Genomic DNA, 15,633 nt, shown 5'->3' on the forward strand with positions numbered 1-15,633 from the left:
AAAGAGCGTGTTCGCTTCGCTCATGTCGCTAACCTTTTGCACGATAATTCACCTTGCGCAAAAAGAGCGTGTTCGTTTCGCTCATGTCGCTAACCTTTTGCACGATATTCACCTTGCGCAAAGGAAACGCCCTCACTTCGTTCGCAGTCGTTAATCCTTTGCACTGTAGCCGAAGGGCCGGCCCCGGTCGATGATAGTGTGGCATTTGCCATGTGAAAGTAGCCGCTACGGAGTAGCCACTACGGAGTAGAACATCCTACTGCGTAGCGCACCAAGCTCCTAGTTAAGTAAAAAGCCCATCCACTCGGATGGGCTTTTTGCGTTTTGGGGTTGTAGGTCGTGATAAGCGTAGCGCCATCCGACGTTTAAGAGAGTCCCTCAGCGGTAGCTCAACTGGCTCACTTCACCTTGCGCAAAGGAAACGCCCTCACTTCGTTCGCAGTCGTTAACCCTTTGCACTGTAGCCGAAGGGCCGGCCCCGGTCGATGATAGTGTGGCATTTGCCATGTGAAAGTAGCCACTACGGAGTAGCCACTACGGAGTAGAACATCCTACTGCGTAGCGCACCAAGCTCCTATTAAGTAAAAAGCTCATCCAATCGGATGGGCTTTTTGCGTTTTGGCGTTGTAGGTCGTGATAAGCGTAGCGCCATCCGATGTTTGATAAGGGTGAGGTTCTTTTTGAGGTGAGTCCCTCAGCAGTAGCTAAACCTGCTCACTGCACTGATGCCGCGCGCGTGTGATTTGATCCAATGTACGAAAACTCTATAGTCAATTGTGCGAAAACGGCGAAGTTCGCTGTCGTTAACCCTTTGCATTGTATTTAGACACTTAAATTCTAAAGGCCTTACAAAGGCGCCAATGGAGTGTAGGATTGTTCGAGTATACAAAATAGATCTTACTCATTAGTTATATGTAAAGCCAGCATTCTCGCAATAGAGCATTTCAATAGTTGCAATTGGTATGCGATTTAAATTAAGCTAAATATGAATATATTCATATGGCGATAAAGGAATTGTATAGCGGTCAATAATGCAGTAGACACAGATGTGGCCCGTTGCGTTTCTGAAATCAGTAGCTAGATTTATAGATGTACTTAAAAACTGTTCGAAGGTTGTTGGTATGCGTTAGTCATCGAGCATGTTTATTTGTTCGGCCTATATTGTGCTATGTAAATAAAAGGTGTAGATTGCATGAATACTAATAAAAAAAGTTTTAAAATTTTATCAAAAGCATTGTTAAAACAAGTCTTTGGAGGTAACGGCGGAGCAGGTGGGGGTCATGAGCCACCAGTTACTACTACTGCTACCAAGGTTATCAAGTAGAGGAACAGAGGGTAGAAAAGGAGCTTTGTTGCTATGAATGGCATTTTGGTGCACATAGAATTGACGTTGACGGTTATCAAAATTCTCACGCTTATAGTTCTTGGAGCATTTGGTAAGGATTCTATACGAGCAATGATACTCAACCGCCCAGAGTCGGGCAGTGTAGAGCAGTTCGAACATTCGCTATTTGTTTTTGTATTTACTTCAATGGTATTCCAGCTGATAGCCATTGTCATAAGAGATGTAATATATACTCTTGATGTCGGCGTTCAGGCTGTTCGGCAGATATTTTACATTGGTTTTAGTATTCATGAAGGTTTGTTCATGGTTGCCGTTATCCAATGGCATAACTTTAAGCGGTGTAATTTTGCTAAAATAACGACTTATGGATTCTACGTATCTGGCATGTTAGTAATTCTACTGATGTCACGATATGTGGATCGAGTGGTATTTGGCACGGATGTTCTAAAAGTTATTTATACCCAAATAGTGGTGTTGACCAATGTGTTCATGTGCTTACTAATGGCCGCCTATCCTATGCAAAAATTGCTTCAGTTCATAACCTTTAAATTCAAACCATCTAGTCGCCAATCAGGCGATTAGAATTCACAAAATTCATAAATGTGAAAGTAAAAAAATGAGTGAGGTTCACCGAGGTGAACCTCACTCATTGGGCTAGTAACCTTTTTATCGTTCTGATGCATTAACAGTAGAAGATGTTTGTATTTCTACTTCTTGGCCTGTTGATAGGCGCTCAGCACCACGTACGGCAATAGAATCACCCACCTCTAACACGCTTTCTCCTAAAGGCTTAATCGAAACATATTTACCTTGTCCTTTGCCTACTTCGACTGGGATTTGCTCTGCTTTGTTATCTTTATTTATACGTACCACGTGAACCCCTTGTTTTCTGAGGATTAAAGCATCTCGGTTGACTAGTAACTCAGATTTCCCTGAACTTAGCGGTAAGGATACATCGACTAATTGACCTGCAGCCCAATGCTGCCCAGTTTGTTTTGGTAAAGTAGCTCTAACTTCAAAAGATTGTGAGCGAGGGTCTGTTGCTGGAATAATTGCGGTAATAGTGGTATTTACATGGTTAGAAATATTTGAGTTACTTGCAGCTATCGGTAATGTTAAACCTTTATCAAGACTGCTGAGATATTTCACTGGGACATAGAGTCTGGCCTCTAAGTTGTGAATATCAATTAAGCGTACCAGCTTATCAGCACGATTAACGTCTTGCCCAGAATGACTGAAACGCTCACTTATAACCCCTGAGAAGGGCGCTTTGAGTGTTGAGCGTTCAATCTTATCTGCAATTAGACGTAGCTCTATCTTTGCGAGTTGGATATCTGAGTGTGCAAGATCATGTTGTTGCTTAACTCTATCGACCTGACTTGCTGCAGCACTACTTGTTTTGGCCAGCTGTGTTAAACGCATCAGCTCCTGCTTGTGAAACTGTAAGTTTATCTGGGCTCTATTAAGCATTTCCTGCTGGCGAGCTTGTTCTAGCTCTAATGGTAAGGTATCTATACGTGCTAGTATGTCACCCTTGATAACTATGCTTCCAGGTTCTACAACGAATGTAAGCAGTCCTCCAACTCCAGCCGTGAGAGTTACATCCTGCTTGCCGTATAATGTACCATGTATAAGTAATGAGCTCTTCAATGGTGCCATAGACACTGTCTCGACAGAGACTGGCGACTTTGCGCTTGCGGGTGTCGTAACAGCAACCGCGAATGTAAGCAACATCACGCTGACAACAGTTTTATATGAATGAAAATGTTTCTTAGATAACAACATAATAACTTCTCTATTGGTTGGCAACTAGATTGAGTTTAGGTTGATTGGCCGTAAGACTATTGCCGTCAATGGGGGCTTTGTGCTTTCCCAATTTCAGCAGACTGGGCATAAGTAATAGCGTAAATAAAGCACTTATGGCCATTCCGCCCACAATGACAGTTGCCAACCCGCGGTAAATTTCAGAACCAACCCCTGGCATTAGCATCAGCGGCAGCATTCCAAATAAACTCGTAAGTGTGCTTAGGTAAACAGGGCGAGCACGCAGTAAAACAGCTTGTTGTACGGCATGCTCTCTTGATAATCCAGAGCGTTCAGACGCCCTAGTTTGATCGACTAATAAGATGGCATTATTGACAACTAATCCCAGTAGGATAATAAACCCTATCATGGTGAGCAGATCTAAAGACTGGAAGGTGAATAAGTTGAGTATATATAGCGCAAGCACTCCGCCGGCAATCGCTAATGGCATCACTAGCAGTACTAATAGGCTATCTTTTGCAGATTTGAACAGTGCAGTCATGAGAAGGAACAAGATAAATAGCGCAAGTATAAAGTTGATAGTCATTTCTTCGATTGCAGAGTTCATTTTTTGAGCATTACCTGCGAGTATTGCGCTCGCATTTGCAGGTAAGGAAGCCCTAAGCTTTGGCATAACTTTTTCAGATAGAAGAGCTTGAGCTTCTTGCAAACTCATTTCAGCTGGCGGAGTTACAACAATGGATACGGTCCGCTTCCCGTTGACTCTACGCAGCTGCGTTGGACCAACCGTACGTTCTACCAAAGCGAGTTCTCCAAGAGTTTGAATACCTGAGTTGGGGGTTACGATTGGAAGCGCTTGTAGCTGCTCTGGTGTATCCCAAGTGTTCGCTCTGAGGATCACATTCATTCGCTCATTGCCGTTAAAATACTCGTTTACGAATAGGCCACCGGTAAATGCTTGAACAGCTTGTGCAACGTCATTTCTAGTTAAACCTGCTTGAGTGATGCGCCTATCGTCAGGGTGCAAACGAAGTTCTGGTTCAGCCATATCCAATCTTGGTTGCGGTTGAGCTGTTGCTTTTGGGATGGCGTCTTTGACAGCGGTTAAAGCGACTTGTGCAGCGCTGATCAGGTCATCCATATTTGGGCCTGTCAGATCAATGTTAATAGCACGGCCGTCACCACCGTTTGATACTTGGATCATGGAGCCTCTAAAGAGAAACACTTGGGTATCGGGTAAATCATGGAAAATTTCTCTTCGTGCAACGTCCATTAACTCCTCTACGCGCTGAGGGTCTTGCGAATAGATGAAGCCTCCTGCATCAGAGCCAAAAACATAAAAATTAAAATCTTTAATTTTTGGCATCTTTTCGCCTTCATAATAGGGCATGACTCGCTCTTTTACGCGCCTAGCTATTTCTTCTTCCATAAAACCAATATTGCCGCCCGGTGGTGTATTTAAACTATAAAAGAAGCCATCCGTGGGAGCTCTTGGCATAAAGTCAGTCTGTGGTAGTAAGGTAAATGTGATTATCACAGAGCCACCAAGTAAAGTCGTTATCCAAGCAAGCTGTTTTTTACGGTTGTTGGTTAGGGTCATAATCCATTTAGTGAGCTTTTTCCAGTAATCTAAGTAAGGGTCAACCTTCAGCTCTTTCTCTGGTATATATTTATTGGCTATCGGGATGATAGTTAATGCACAGACGAGCGAAGCAATAACTGCTATTGAAAGCGTTAGTGCTAGGTCAGAAAACAATTGCCCTTCGATACCAGCCATAAACATGATAGGTAGGAATATGGCAACGCTAGTCGCAGTTGAGGCAAATAGCGCGCCCGCAACTTGTGTTGCCCCTCTAAGTGAGGCTTTAACGTTCTCCATGCCTTCACTCTTTAGTCTTGCTATATTCTCCTGAACTATTATTGCTGCATCCAATACTAAGCCTACAGCGAATGCTAGACCGGCAAGAGATACAACATTGAGGCTGCGTTCAAACAAGTTCAACGCAAGAAATGCCATCATTAAAGAGACTGGGATAGTTGCCGCGATGACTAATGTTGCTCTGATCCCTCTAAAAAATAGCCACAAAATACCACATGCCATTAGTACGCCTAAACCAAGATTGCTTTTTACCAGTTGTAGAGCATTACGAATGTGAACCGACGCATCATAGCTAAGCTCAATAGACAGCCCTGCTTCTTTTAGAACACCAGAGTTTAATTCGTTGATAGCCTGATTAATACCATCGAGTACAGCAACAGTATTCGACTCGTTACTTCGAGATATAGTTATGTAATAAGCCGGAGTGCCATTTCTAAGTGTCATTGAGCGCCTATCTGTAACGGTATCTTCTACACTGGCAATGTCACCTAGGTAGATAGGTCTATCGCCAGAATAACCGACTCTCATGCTCGATAAGCTATCAACATCATACTTGCCAGTAAATCTTACCGTGTATTGACGTCTCCCTACATCTGCTATACCACCTGAAACATCAGTGGAGGATGATATTGTACGGCGAATTTGATCCAGACTGATCCCAAATGAAGCGGCTTTATATGGATCAAATGTAACCCTTAACTCTCTTTGCCTTTGACTACTTAAGTTAACATGAGATACGCCTGGTATGCGTGCAAGTCGAGGTTCGATAAAGTCCTCAATTTGTTTTTGGTATATCGCCATGTCAAAGTTATCGCTTTCATAACTCAGAGGTAAAACGAGCAAGGTGGCAGCGGTGGGGCCTCCGGAGCCTGGACCGCCTCCGCCACCGGATGTGACTATCGGATCTGTGGCATCTAGAGGTAAGGGAGGGGCTTGATTGAGGCTTGTCAGTACATCAAGCATCGCTTGTTGCATATCTGCACCCACTGCAAAAGTGAGCGTGATAGTACCATTCCCCTGATTAATCTGTGTATTGACTTCAAGTGCGCCGGGCGTGTTCTTCACCGCATTTTCAATAGGTTCGATGATCATGGACTCGATTTCTTCTGGCGCAGCTTGACGCCACCCCGAATAAATAGTGATCTGAGGTTCCTCAATATCTGGTGTTAATTGGATCGGCAACTTAAAAATACTGATTAAGCCAAATAGCATGATCAGTACTAATATCACCAATACACTTGCAGGGTTTTTAAGCGAACTACGTGTTAAATTCATAACAACATCCAATCTTTTTCTTTACTCGATCAGTATCTAGTAAAAGCAGATGATGCGCTAGCGACTAATTTCCGCTCTATGTGGGACATAGCGACTAACAGCCAATATTTTAAGGTAAATAACTAGGTTGCAATAATTTGTAACGAAATTAGATAATCTGAAATACTTTTAGACACCTAATTTACATATACAAATGGCTGCTATTGAGTATAGATACAAAAAAGAATAGATATGCTGAAAATAATAATAAAGGTACGCAGAGGCGTGTTTTAACTTACGCCCCTCAAAGAGCCTTATGGTTGTGTATCTACCAGTTCAAATTTCGGGTAATGGGCTGGTTTGAAGCGATTAATATTGTATAGAAATCGGCTGTCTTTTACGGGGAGTGTCGCTGAGCCATAATCATATTCGTTGAGTTTAGCTCTTAATGACTGGTTGTTGATCCCATCGCCTTGCATTTCATACCAGCTGATAATATTGGGTGTTACAAAGCGATTATAGCCATTCTCTGCGATTTCTTGATATTTCGCAAATCGTAACGCATGGGTTAATAAACCATCTTTATGGTAAACGATTTTTAAGTGACTATTTTCAAAAGGTAGTTCACTGGCTGACTTGGTATACAGGTCTCCGTGTGCGCTGTAACTGCCATGAGTGACAATGCCATCATGAGTCCATACAGCTGCATACTCCCAGTCATGGCGGTGTCCGCCTCCGAAGTAATTAAATACTTGGTCTTTTTTGAAATATAATGCGTAAAAATGCGCGCAGTACTGTCCTTGAGCGTTAGTGTGACAGGCGTACCTGTGTACGGTATTGGAAGTTCTCAAAAATTGGCTGTCACGGCAATCACCGCCTAAAGTTCCTGATGTTTTGAGCCCAGCATTTTTTTGCCCAGTTCGACTTATACCAGCACTAGGCAAGCAACCGTCACCATCAAAGTCAAATACGGGCTCTGTACCGTTGATAATATAGCTTGGCGGTAGCGCGGTATCTAAAGCTGTAAAGTCATTAGCAAAAGCGTTGTTACCAAAAGAAGGGGTGGTGAGCAATGCACATGTGAAGAGTCTTACTGTTTTTGTCATAATGATAACTCATCGTAAAAATAAAAATTTAGGATAAGTTTTACATGTTACATAAATGCTTTTATTTTGTTAAGTTTAGTGTCTTTATTCTTTGTCGTGAGTTGAGAGTTTGTTCCTAAAGTCGCTTTCTACTATTTTCAAGGCTGCCAAAACCTCTTCTGGCTCAAGTTCGTTTTGCTCAAGTAACATGATAAGGTCAACAGCCAGTTTTACGTGGTTTGGTGCGGTTTCTAGTGGATTATTCATTGAGGTGTTGTTTTCTTTTTTGCGACTTGCTCACTAGCGAACTTGATTGCTTTGTCGACTTGTTGTTCCATAATTATGCGTTCACGTTGCGGTAAATAAAACGCCATATCAACATCATTTCGAATGTAACGAGCGGGTAACTGATTGAGCACAGTGCAGCAGAAGTCAGCCATGACATCTTCGCTGTATTTGTCGTGTAAGTTATGCTCAACAATTTTGTCTAATACTATTTTTTCGTAATAGTTATGTACATCATCATGTAGCTTCATTTTGCTTACCTGCGGCTTTATTACTAACTAATATCTATATCATAATAGCTGGGTTAGCGAGTAGGGCAATAAAAAACTGCTTATGTACATCAACGAGTTGGGCTATATTTTTTTGGTAGCCTCCTCCCATTGCTGCTGCGATCGGAATATCGTGCGCTCGACAGTACTCCAATACAAGTTTATCACGCGCTAATACGCCACCGAGGCTAATGTTAAATAATCCGAGTTCATCTCGCTTATGTATATCGGCACCGGCGTTATATAGTATCAGATCAGGCTTATGCAGACGACATACTAATGATAATGCTTGGTGAACCGTATCCAAATACGTATCATCGTCAGTATTGGTCGAAAGTGGAAAGTCATAATCAGACTGGGCTTTTATTCGCGGAAAGTTTTTTTCACAGTGAATAGAACATGTGACGATGTCTGAGCGCTCAGAAAGTATACTGGCAGTGCCATCACCTTGGTGTACATCACAATCGAAAATAACTATAGTTTCAGCCAGCTCTAATTCTATTATATGGCAAGCGGCCACAGCAAAGTCATTAATGATGCAAAACCCGGCGGCAAAGTCTTTGTGGGCATGGTGATAACCTCCACTTAAGTTAGCTGCAATACCATTTTCTAATGCGTATTTAGCAGCGGCAATGCTTGCCCCTACAGAGAATAAAGTACGTTCAACAAGTTTTTTTGACCATGGGAACCCCATCTTTTTGATTGCGTTTTGAGATAATGTTCCGTTAATAAAGTTCAAGACGTAGTCCCGATCATGACATAGGAATAGGGATTCAAGCGGGGCTTTGTTGGGAGATACAAGCTTACTATGTAATGACAGATCAGATAGTTGGTTTTTTAACATCGCGTATTTGCTTATCGGGAAACGATGTCTAGGTGGAAGTGACAAGGCAGAGTAGGAAGGATGATAAAATAACATTAGCGATTTTGTTGTTTTTCAACTTGCTGGATTTTAACTTCTGTTTCTGAAATGGCTTTTCTACACCGCCCGAGCCTCGCGTGAAGTGCGAGTATCTCTTGGTTTATTTTTTGAGCTTCATCTGTGTTTGCTTTATCTAGCTTTTCTCTGCGCATCTCTATCATTTCTTGCAGCCGACGCTCAAATTCATAATTTTGAGACAACTCCTGATAGAGCTCATGGGAGCTTTGCATGATCTTTTGCACGGCTTTACGATAAACTTTACTTTTTTTACTGAAATTGTTTTTGTTCTCTTTGGCCCACACTGGGGTCGACTTGAGAACTTTTATGATAGCTTCAATTTGTGTTGCGATACGTTGTACAGCAAAACTGTAAGCATGGCGCTTTTCCATCGGCGGTAGATATTTAACTTCGGCTTTAATTTCATCTACATAGTCACATAGTAACAGGCTCTTAGTTGCAAACACAGTACGATCGAATAAGCTAGGTTGTGCTTGAATATAGCGATTTTTATCAAACCACTTTGCATTATCAAACTGTTGGGCCTGCTCACCTAATCTGGCCAGTTGCTGATGTAATTTATCAAGCGCGTTACTCACGATAGATATGCCTCAATGACTAATTTCCCGGCGAGTATTATAACAATAGTGTTGAACAAAGGTTTTATCAGCTTGTTGCCAAATTTAATAGCCGAATGTGCGCCAATCCACGCGCCAAGCATTAAAAACACGCCCATTGAAATACCTAATAGAAAGTTTACATGACCTAGTGCGACAAAAGTAATCAAAGAAATGAAGTTGGAAACAAAGTTCATTGAGCGGGCTAAACCACAGTTTAGCAGCAGGCTCATTTTATAAAGTATGCTGTTGGAGGCGGTCCAAAATGTGCCTGCACCAGGGCCTGCCATACCATCAAAGAAACCCAAGCAGAGCCCCTGTATCCACTGTTTGATTTTTAGGGCTTGTGTAATAGGTGGTAGTGTATGAGATTCCGTTGGGCTTAGTTTACCAAACAAGCTATAACACGCGACTAGAATAATCACTACGGGCAGTAATTTGTTTAAAAACTCAGTGCTGAGAAAATCCACTAAAAGTGTTCCAAGCACGGCACCAATCGCGGTGGCGAAGATGGAAGCGGCCCAAAACCGGGGGTTAAACAATTGCTGGCGGTAGTAGGTTAGGCTGGCAGTAATTGAGCCAAAACTTGCAGCGAGTTTATTGGTGCCTAAGGTAACGTGTGGCGGCAGGCCTGCCGTCAATAAGGCGGGTACAGTAAGCATACCCCCACCACCGGCAATGGCATCAATAAAGCCAGCGGCTAAAGCAACTACACAAAGCAGTCCCCAGGTCATTGGATCGAGCGCAAGTTCAAACATTTAATAATCTATTTGTCTTTTAAATGGAGGCAGCGTATCTAACATGGCTTTACCGTAACGTTTAGTTACTAAGCGCCTATCTAATATGGTAATACGGCCATGATCTGATTCTTTACGCAGCAGTCTACCACAGCTTTGCACTAATTTCTTTGCAGCATCGGGAACGGTTATCGATAAAAATGGATTTCCTCCTTTGCTTTGCACGAACTCTGCCTGTGCTTCTTCAATTGGCGAAGTGGGAACTGCAAATGGAATTTTCGTAATTATGAGATTCTCTAGATATACGCCAGGTAGATCAAGACCTTCTGATAGGCTCTGAGTACCGAATAAGACACTGCCTTTACCTTGATCAATATTGTCTTTGTGAGTTTGTAATAAACTTTCTCTGGATTGCTCACCTTGTACCAAAATTTGCCATCGTTCTTTGCGTAATAATTTTACCACGTGGTCCATTTGCCAATAAGATGCGAATAACACTAGGTTAGCTTTATCGCGTTGCAGGTATTGCGGCAGTGATTTTGCTAGGTAATCACTAAAGGTTTTGTCTGTTGGTTCTACTTCAGCCTTAGGTAAATGCAACGTTGCCTGAGCCGGATAATCAAAAGGAGAGTTAGCCTTGATAAATTTGACACCGGGTTCATTACTTAAACCACTTTCTTTTGCGAAATGATCAAAAGTACCAAGTGCGCTCAAGGTTGCGGAGCAAAGTACTGCCCCAGCGCACTCTCTCCATAGTTTATCTTTGAGATAGTAGCCCACTTCGATTGGGCAGTCGCATAATAGATGATCATGGTGGTGCTTATACTCTAAACGTTTAATCCAACGTGCATGTGGTGTATTTTCTCCCTTGCAAGCATAGCTATACCACAGCTTGTGAAGCTGTTCTAAACGATTAATATATTGTCCACTTTCTCCAAGTAGTGGATCGGCCAAAAAGGGTTTAACATCACCATCGCTAACGTCTAAAGTGAGTGCGTCGTGCATTTTGTTTAGCGCTCGAAGTACATCTTGTGTTGCATCGCTGATGTCTTTAGCTTTAGAAATAAGAGAGTCTGGCACTAACCCATGTTCAAAACGATAGGTATCCTCTTGATTGTAATTAAAGTCTGCGGAATCAAGAATATCTCTCACAGCTTTGAGATCTTTGCTTGCATCATTGGCGGCATCATTGAGTTTAAAGTTTTGACCTATGGCTTTTTGCGAGACAATGGTCGCTGCCATTTTGCCACTAAACTTTAATAACTTTTCGAGCCAGTCGATGGTTCCTTTGATGGTTGCAGCAGCAGAGGAAAAATCTCTGGTGATATGAGGTAAGTGATGAGCCTCGTCAATCACATAAAAAGTGTCGTCTGGCTCGGGTAAAATTTTCCCTCCACCAAGTTCCAGATCAGCAAGCAACAGCGCATGGTTAATTACCAATACGTCCATTTGTGCCATTTTTTGACGTGCCATATGAAACGGGCATAGGTGATGTGATTTCATCTGTCGCTGACAAGCATGTTTATCACAGGCTATTAGGTTCCAGACTCTATCCGGTATGGTGTCGGCCCAACTATCTCTATCACCTTGCCAACGCTTGCCTTGATATGCGCTGTGTAAATCTTTTAGACACTTTTGTTCCATGTCTGATAGTGGAGAAGATAAAGTTGGCATAATAGATAGTTGCATACTGTCTTCATTGAGTGCGGCGTTAAGCTTTTGCACACAAATATAGCGCTGGCGCCCTTTGACTAAATCAAACTTGAAATCAAACCCACAATGCTCCTTAAAAAAGGGCAGTTCTTTATTTATTAACTGTTCTTGCAATGCGACGGTAGCGGTTGAAATGACAAGCTTTTTCTTTTTAGCTAGCGCAGTTGGTAACGCACTTAAGCAATAGGCAAGTGATTTTCCAGTTCCCGTTCCTGCCTCAATCACACAAATACGTTGCGTTTTGTGATATTCCCCCGCCAACGTTTTCGCAATTTCAGCGACCAAGTAATTTTGGCTACTACGCTGACGATATCCATCTAGGCGGTCGGCTATATTTTGATGAGTATGCCGAATGGTCTTTTTGAGAGCGTCTGAAAGCATGTGAATCGCCTAACTTGGATTTATATGTATATAATTACAGTGTCAAAGGGCTATTTTAGATGGGGAACGGATTTGGCACAAGCAGTCTATGCAGGCTTCATATTATCACGGCAGCAGATCAATCACCACGGGCGGCTACAGTTGTGCTATTGGCTTAAAACGGACCAAGGAACAATCAAGGCGTATGTCGATAATGAACAGCCTGTGTTTTTTATACGATACAGCGACCAACAGCAAGCACAGAGTTTGCTTGAACAAGAAAATCTAGAAGTACAGTTTAAGAATGTCGGCTTGAAACACTTCGATCAGGAGGAGATGGTTGCCTGTTACTGTCAAAATACACGCTCTTATCACCAGGCAAAACAAACGTTGAATAACATCGTGAATATGTATGAAGAAGATATTCGGCACTGCGATCGCTTTTTGATGGAGCGCTTTATCCGTGGCGGTGTCTGGATACAGGGTAACGCAGTAATGAAAGAGGGTTATATTGAGATAACTGAAGCTAAGCTAAAAGCACACCGTAGTTATCGCCCCGTCTTTTCTGCGCTTTCATTAGATATTGAATGTAATGGTGATGGTGTTTTGTTTTCTATTGGATTGGCCTGTGAGGATTACCGCAGTGTCATTATGATAGGCGATCCACCTGCTGATAATGATATACCGGAATTTATTCATTGGGTGCCGGATGAGTCTGCTTTGCTATTTGCACTAATGGATAAAGTAAAAAGGCTAGACCCTGATGTGATCATTGGCTGGAACGTGATCGAGTTTGACTTTGTGGTGCTTGCAGAGCGTGCGCAGATGTTAGGTATTGAGCTTATTCTGGGGAAAGATTCTCAGCCAATTGATGTTTATAAAGGGAATTACGTTAGAGTGATGCTCTCGGGGCGTGTGGTAATAGATGGTATCGATACGTTAAAAAATGCTACTTATCACTTTGACAGTTTTCGTTTATCAAACGTAGCAGAAAAAGTCTTGGGCGAGAAAAAGCTCATTGAACAAGATGATAGATTAGAAGAGATCATTCGCCAGTTTAACGAAGATAAACTAAGTCTCGCTGCTTATAATATCAAGGACTGTGAATTAGTATTGGCGATCTTTACTAAATTGAAGCTGCTTGAATTTGCAATAGTGAGAAGTCAGTTAACCGGACTTGAGCTTGAACGAATGGGGGGATCTGTCGCGGCATTTACTAACTTATACTTACCTTTGCTGCACCGTAGCGGTTATGTAGCCCCAAACTTAGGAGAGCATGGCCTTAATTTTGAAAGTCCTGGTGGATACGTGATGGATTCAAAACCTGGGCTGTATAAAAATGTGGCGGTATTAGACTTTAAGAGCCTTTATCCGTCAATTATTCGAACATTTCGTATTGACCCTATGGGCTTAATAGAAGGCCTGAAAGTGCCGCAAGATGCGGTGCCAGGGTTTCATAACGGAGCTTTTTCTAGAACCCTACATCATCTACCAACCTTAGTAGCGGAGTTGTCTGAGGCTCGGCAAAGTGCAAAGCACGCGCGCGACGATATGCTTTCTCAAGCAATCAAAATCATTATGAATAGCCTCTATGGCGTCTTAGGCTCTAAAGGGTGTCGTTTTTATGACCCACGTCTAGCGAGCTCAATCACTTTGAGGGGCCACGAGATTATGCAGACTACGCGAGAGCTGATCGAGAAGCAAGGCTTAGAGGTAATCTATGGCGATACAGATTCTACATTTGTAAAGTTACCGGATGAGTGGGAGGCTGATAAATGCGAAGCCGAAGCGATAGCTTTGGTGGGTGCGGTGAATAAGTATTGGGAGCAAGAATGCTGCTCTACCTTTAATTTATGCAGTTATCTAGAAATTGAGTTTGAGACACTGTATCACACCTTTTTTATGCCTACGATTAGGGGGCAAGCGGTTGGTTCTAAAAAACGTTATGTCGGTGAAGTGTATGTAAACGGCGAACCAACGCTGGTTTTCAAAGGAATGGAAAGTGTTCGAAGTGACTGGACCGAAATAGCAAAAAAATATCAGCAAGATATTATTCGAGCATTGTTTGATGGGGATTGTGTATTGCGTATAACGAAAAGGTACATAGATGCAATACGTGCTGGTGAAGTTGATAGCTTGTTGCGTTATTCGAAACGCCTGGGTCAACCTCTGGAAGACTACACGAAAACTGTGCCACCTCATGTCAAGGCCGCTCGACTTTCTGTGTTGAATAATCAGAGTCGAAATTTATCTAAAGGTAGCATTATCAGCTATTACATGACCAATAAAGGGCCTGTTATGCACCTCGACGACAGTAAGATAGACTATGAGCACTACATAGAAAAACAGATTTACCCTATTTTGATGATGATACCTGATTACGAAAATGTTCTTTTTCAGTTAACAGAACAGCGCTTTTTTTCTTTTTGAGATCAAATATATGTTTAATATTTGTTTAACTTATGTTGTACCTGATTGTGGGAATTTATAAAAATTAAATAATTTGCGGTTGACGCTAACGTCAATGCTTGTTTAATATTCATGGTGAATGTTGCATGAGTGCAACTTCCCATAAGGGCAAAGCCCATAAAAAATTACAAGCTACTAACAAGTAGTCCAGGGAGATACAAATGTTAAATAGTAAAGTTTCAAAAGCGGTTCGCTTAGCAATCGCGTTTGGCGCTGCTTCTACGGCTGCGTTTTCTGCGAACACGTTCGCAGCCGAAGGTGAAGAGAAAGTAGAACGTATCGAAGTTACCGGTTCTGCAATCAAAAGAACTGACTTAGAAGGTGCATTGCCACTAGACGTTATCGATGCTTCAGCTATCGCTAAATCAGGTGTAACAAGCGTTCCAGATTTAATCGCTAACCTTCCTGCGATGCAGGGTTTCACAGCTGCTGGTGAGTCAGTAGGTGGTGGCGGTGGCGGTGTTCAAACTGCTTCACTAAGAAACTTAGGTTCAGAGTACACACTTGTACTTCTAAACGGTCGTCGTATGGTATCTTCTGATTCAGGCGGTACTATCGACCTTAACTCTATTCCTTTATCGGCTATCAAGCGCGTTGAAATCCTAAAAGATGGTGCATCTGCATTATACGGTTCTGACGCTATCGCGGGTGTTGTTAACTTCATCCTAAAAGATGACGTTCAAAACACGACTATCAGCGCTCGTTATGACAAGCCAAAAGACACTTCAAGCTCTAACTTCTCAATCACAACTGGTTTCGGTGACCTAAGTGTTGATGGTTTCAACATCACAGCTGCTTATAGCCGTGATGAGCAAGACAACCTACGTTCAGTTGACCGTGATTTCGCGAAAACTGGTTTCATCTCGTTTGAACATTCAGGCCAAGACCTACTAGCGGTTGCTGGTTCTTCAAGTGCTATTCCTGGTAACGCGTATGT

General features: G+C 42.4%; 13 protein-coding genes. 4 read left to right on the forward strand and 9 right to left on the reverse strand.

The window, feature by feature from the left end; all coding sequences use genetic code 11:
- Positions 1-1,192: 1,192 nt before the first annotated feature.
- On the forward strand, positions 1,193-1,324 hold the full coding sequence (locus BIW53_RS21175; RefSeq protein ID WP_281179843.1) for a hypothetical protein: 132 nt from the start codon (positions 1,193-1,195) through the stop codon (positions 1,322-1,324).
- Positions 1,325-1,357: 33 nt separating this feature from the next.
- Entirely contained in the window at positions 1,358-1,927 is a 570-nt protein-coding gene (locus BIW53_RS02035) for a hypothetical protein (RefSeq protein WP_070989674.1), read from the forward strand.
- A gap of 84 nt (positions 1,928-2,011) precedes the next feature.
- Here the strand turns inward: BIW53_RS02035 and BIW53_RS02040 are convergent, their stop codons facing one another.
- The 9 genes from BIW53_RS02040 to dinG form a co-directional block, all read right to left on the reverse strand.
- A complete protein-coding gene (locus BIW53_RS02040; protein WP_070989676.1) occupies positions 2,012-3,130 on the reverse strand; it encodes an efflux RND transporter periplasmic adaptor subunit in 1,119 nt (372 codons plus the stop codon).
- A gap of 10 nt (positions 3,131-3,140) precedes the next feature.
- Entirely contained in the window at positions 3,141-6,263 is a 3,123-nt protein-coding gene (locus BIW53_RS02045) for an efflux RND transporter permease subunit (RefSeq protein ID WP_070989678.1), read from the reverse strand.
- Positions 6,264-6,556: 293 nt separating this feature from the next.
- Positions 6,557-7,348, reverse strand: a complete 792-nt coding sequence (locus BIW53_RS02050; protein ID WP_070989680.1) for an NPP1 family protein — start codon at positions 7,346-7,348, stop codon at positions 6,557-6,559.
- An 84-nt stretch (positions 7,349-7,432) separates the two neighbouring features.
- A complete protein-coding gene (gene rsmS, locus BIW53_RS20470) occupies positions 7,433-7,594 on the reverse strand; it encodes a pleiotropic regulatory protein RsmS (RefSeq protein ID WP_084228022.1) in 162 nt (53 codons plus the stop codon).
- Positions 7,591-7,863: a late competence development ComFB family protein gene (locus tag BIW53_RS02055; RefSeq protein WP_070989682.1), complete on the reverse strand. Its 273-nt coding sequence runs from the start codon at positions 7,861-7,863 to the stop codon at positions 7,591-7,593. Before BIW53_RS02055 ends, rsmS begins: the two co-directional genes overlap by 4 nt.
- Before the next feature lie 34 nt (positions 7,864-7,897).
- Complete coding sequence (locus tag BIW53_RS02060) at positions 7,898-8,800, reverse strand: histone deacetylase family protein (RefSeq protein WP_070989685.1); 903 nt, start codon at positions 8,798-8,800, stop codon at positions 7,898-7,900.
- On the reverse strand, positions 8,800-9,402 hold the full coding sequence (locus BIW53_RS02065) for a primosomal replication protein (RefSeq protein WP_070989688.1): 603 nt from the start codon (positions 9,400-9,402) through the stop codon (positions 8,800-8,802). Before BIW53_RS02065 ends, BIW53_RS02060 begins: the two co-directional genes overlap by 1 nt.
- Positions 9,396-10,175, reverse strand: a complete 780-nt coding sequence (locus BIW53_RS02070) for a TSUP family transporter (RefSeq protein WP_070989689.1) — start codon at positions 10,173-10,175, stop codon at positions 9,396-9,398. Before BIW53_RS02070 ends, BIW53_RS02065 begins: the two co-directional genes overlap by 7 nt.
- Entirely contained in the window at positions 10,176-12,248 is a 2,073-nt protein-coding gene (gene dinG, locus BIW53_RS02075; protein ID WP_070989691.1) for an ATP-dependent DNA helicase DinG, read from the reverse strand.
- 24 nt (positions 12,249-12,272) lie between these two features.
- On the opposite strand from dinG, the gene BIW53_RS02080 reads away from it, so the two are divergent.
- Both BIW53_RS02080 and BIW53_RS02085 read left to right on the forward strand, forming a co-directional pair.
- Complete coding sequence (locus BIW53_RS02080; protein ID WP_245699322.1) at positions 12,273-14,657, forward strand: DNA polymerase II; 2,385 nt, start codon at positions 12,273-12,275, stop codon at positions 14,655-14,657.
- 200 nt (positions 14,658-14,857) lie between these two features.
- The coding region (locus tag BIW53_RS02085; RefSeq protein WP_175442070.1) for a TonB-dependent receptor plug domain-containing protein at positions 14,858-15,633 on the forward strand (776 nt) is incomplete at its 3' end.

The sequence above is a fragment of the Pseudoalteromonas byunsanensis genome, from assembly GCF_001854475.1.
Lineage (GTDB): Bacteria > Pseudomonadota > Gammaproteobacteria > Enterobacterales > Alteromonadaceae > Pseudoalteromonas > Pseudoalteromonas byunsanensis.

Coding starts and splice junctions, on each gene's coding strand:
- BIW53_RS02055 (WP_070989682.1), bottom strand. CDS start 7,863: ATGAAGCTACATGATGATGTACATAACTATTACGAAAAAATAGTATTA.
- dinG (WP_070989691.1), bottom strand. CDS start 12,248: ATGCTTTCAGACGCTCTCAAAAAGACCATTCGGCATACTCATCAAAAT.
- BIW53_RS02060 (WP_070989685.1), bottom strand. CDS start 8,800: ATGTTATTTTATCATCCTTCCTACTCTGCCTTGTCACTTCCACCTAGA.
- BIW53_RS02070 (WP_070989689.1), bottom strand. CDS start 10,175: ATGTTTGAACTTGCGCTCGATCCAATGACCTGGGGACTGCTTTGTGTA.
- BIW53_RS02045 (WP_070989678.1), bottom strand. CDS start 6,263: ATGAATTTAACACGTAGTTCGCTTAAAAACCCTGCAAGTGTATTGGTG.
- BIW53_RS02080 (WP_245699322.1), top strand. CDS start 12,273: ATGTATATAATTACAGTGTCAAAGGGCTATTTTAGATGGGGAACGGAT.
- BIW53_RS02050 (WP_070989680.1), bottom strand. CDS start 7,348: ATGACAAAAACAGTAAGACTCTTCACATGTGCATTGCTCACCACCCCT.
- BIW53_RS02035 (WP_070989674.1), top strand. CDS start 1,358: ATGAATGGCATTTTGGTGCACATAGAATTGACGTTGACGGTTATCAAA.
- rsmS (WP_084228022.1), bottom strand. CDS start 7,594: ATGAATAATCCACTAGAAACCGCACCAAACCACGTAAAACTGGCTGTT.
- BIW53_RS21175 (WP_281179843.1), top strand. CDS start 1,193: ATGAATACTAATAAAAAAAGTTTTAAAATTTTATCAAAAGCATTGTTA.
- BIW53_RS02040 (WP_070989676.1), bottom strand. CDS start 3,130: ATGTTGTTATCTAAGAAACATTTTCATTCATATAAAACTGTTGTCAGC.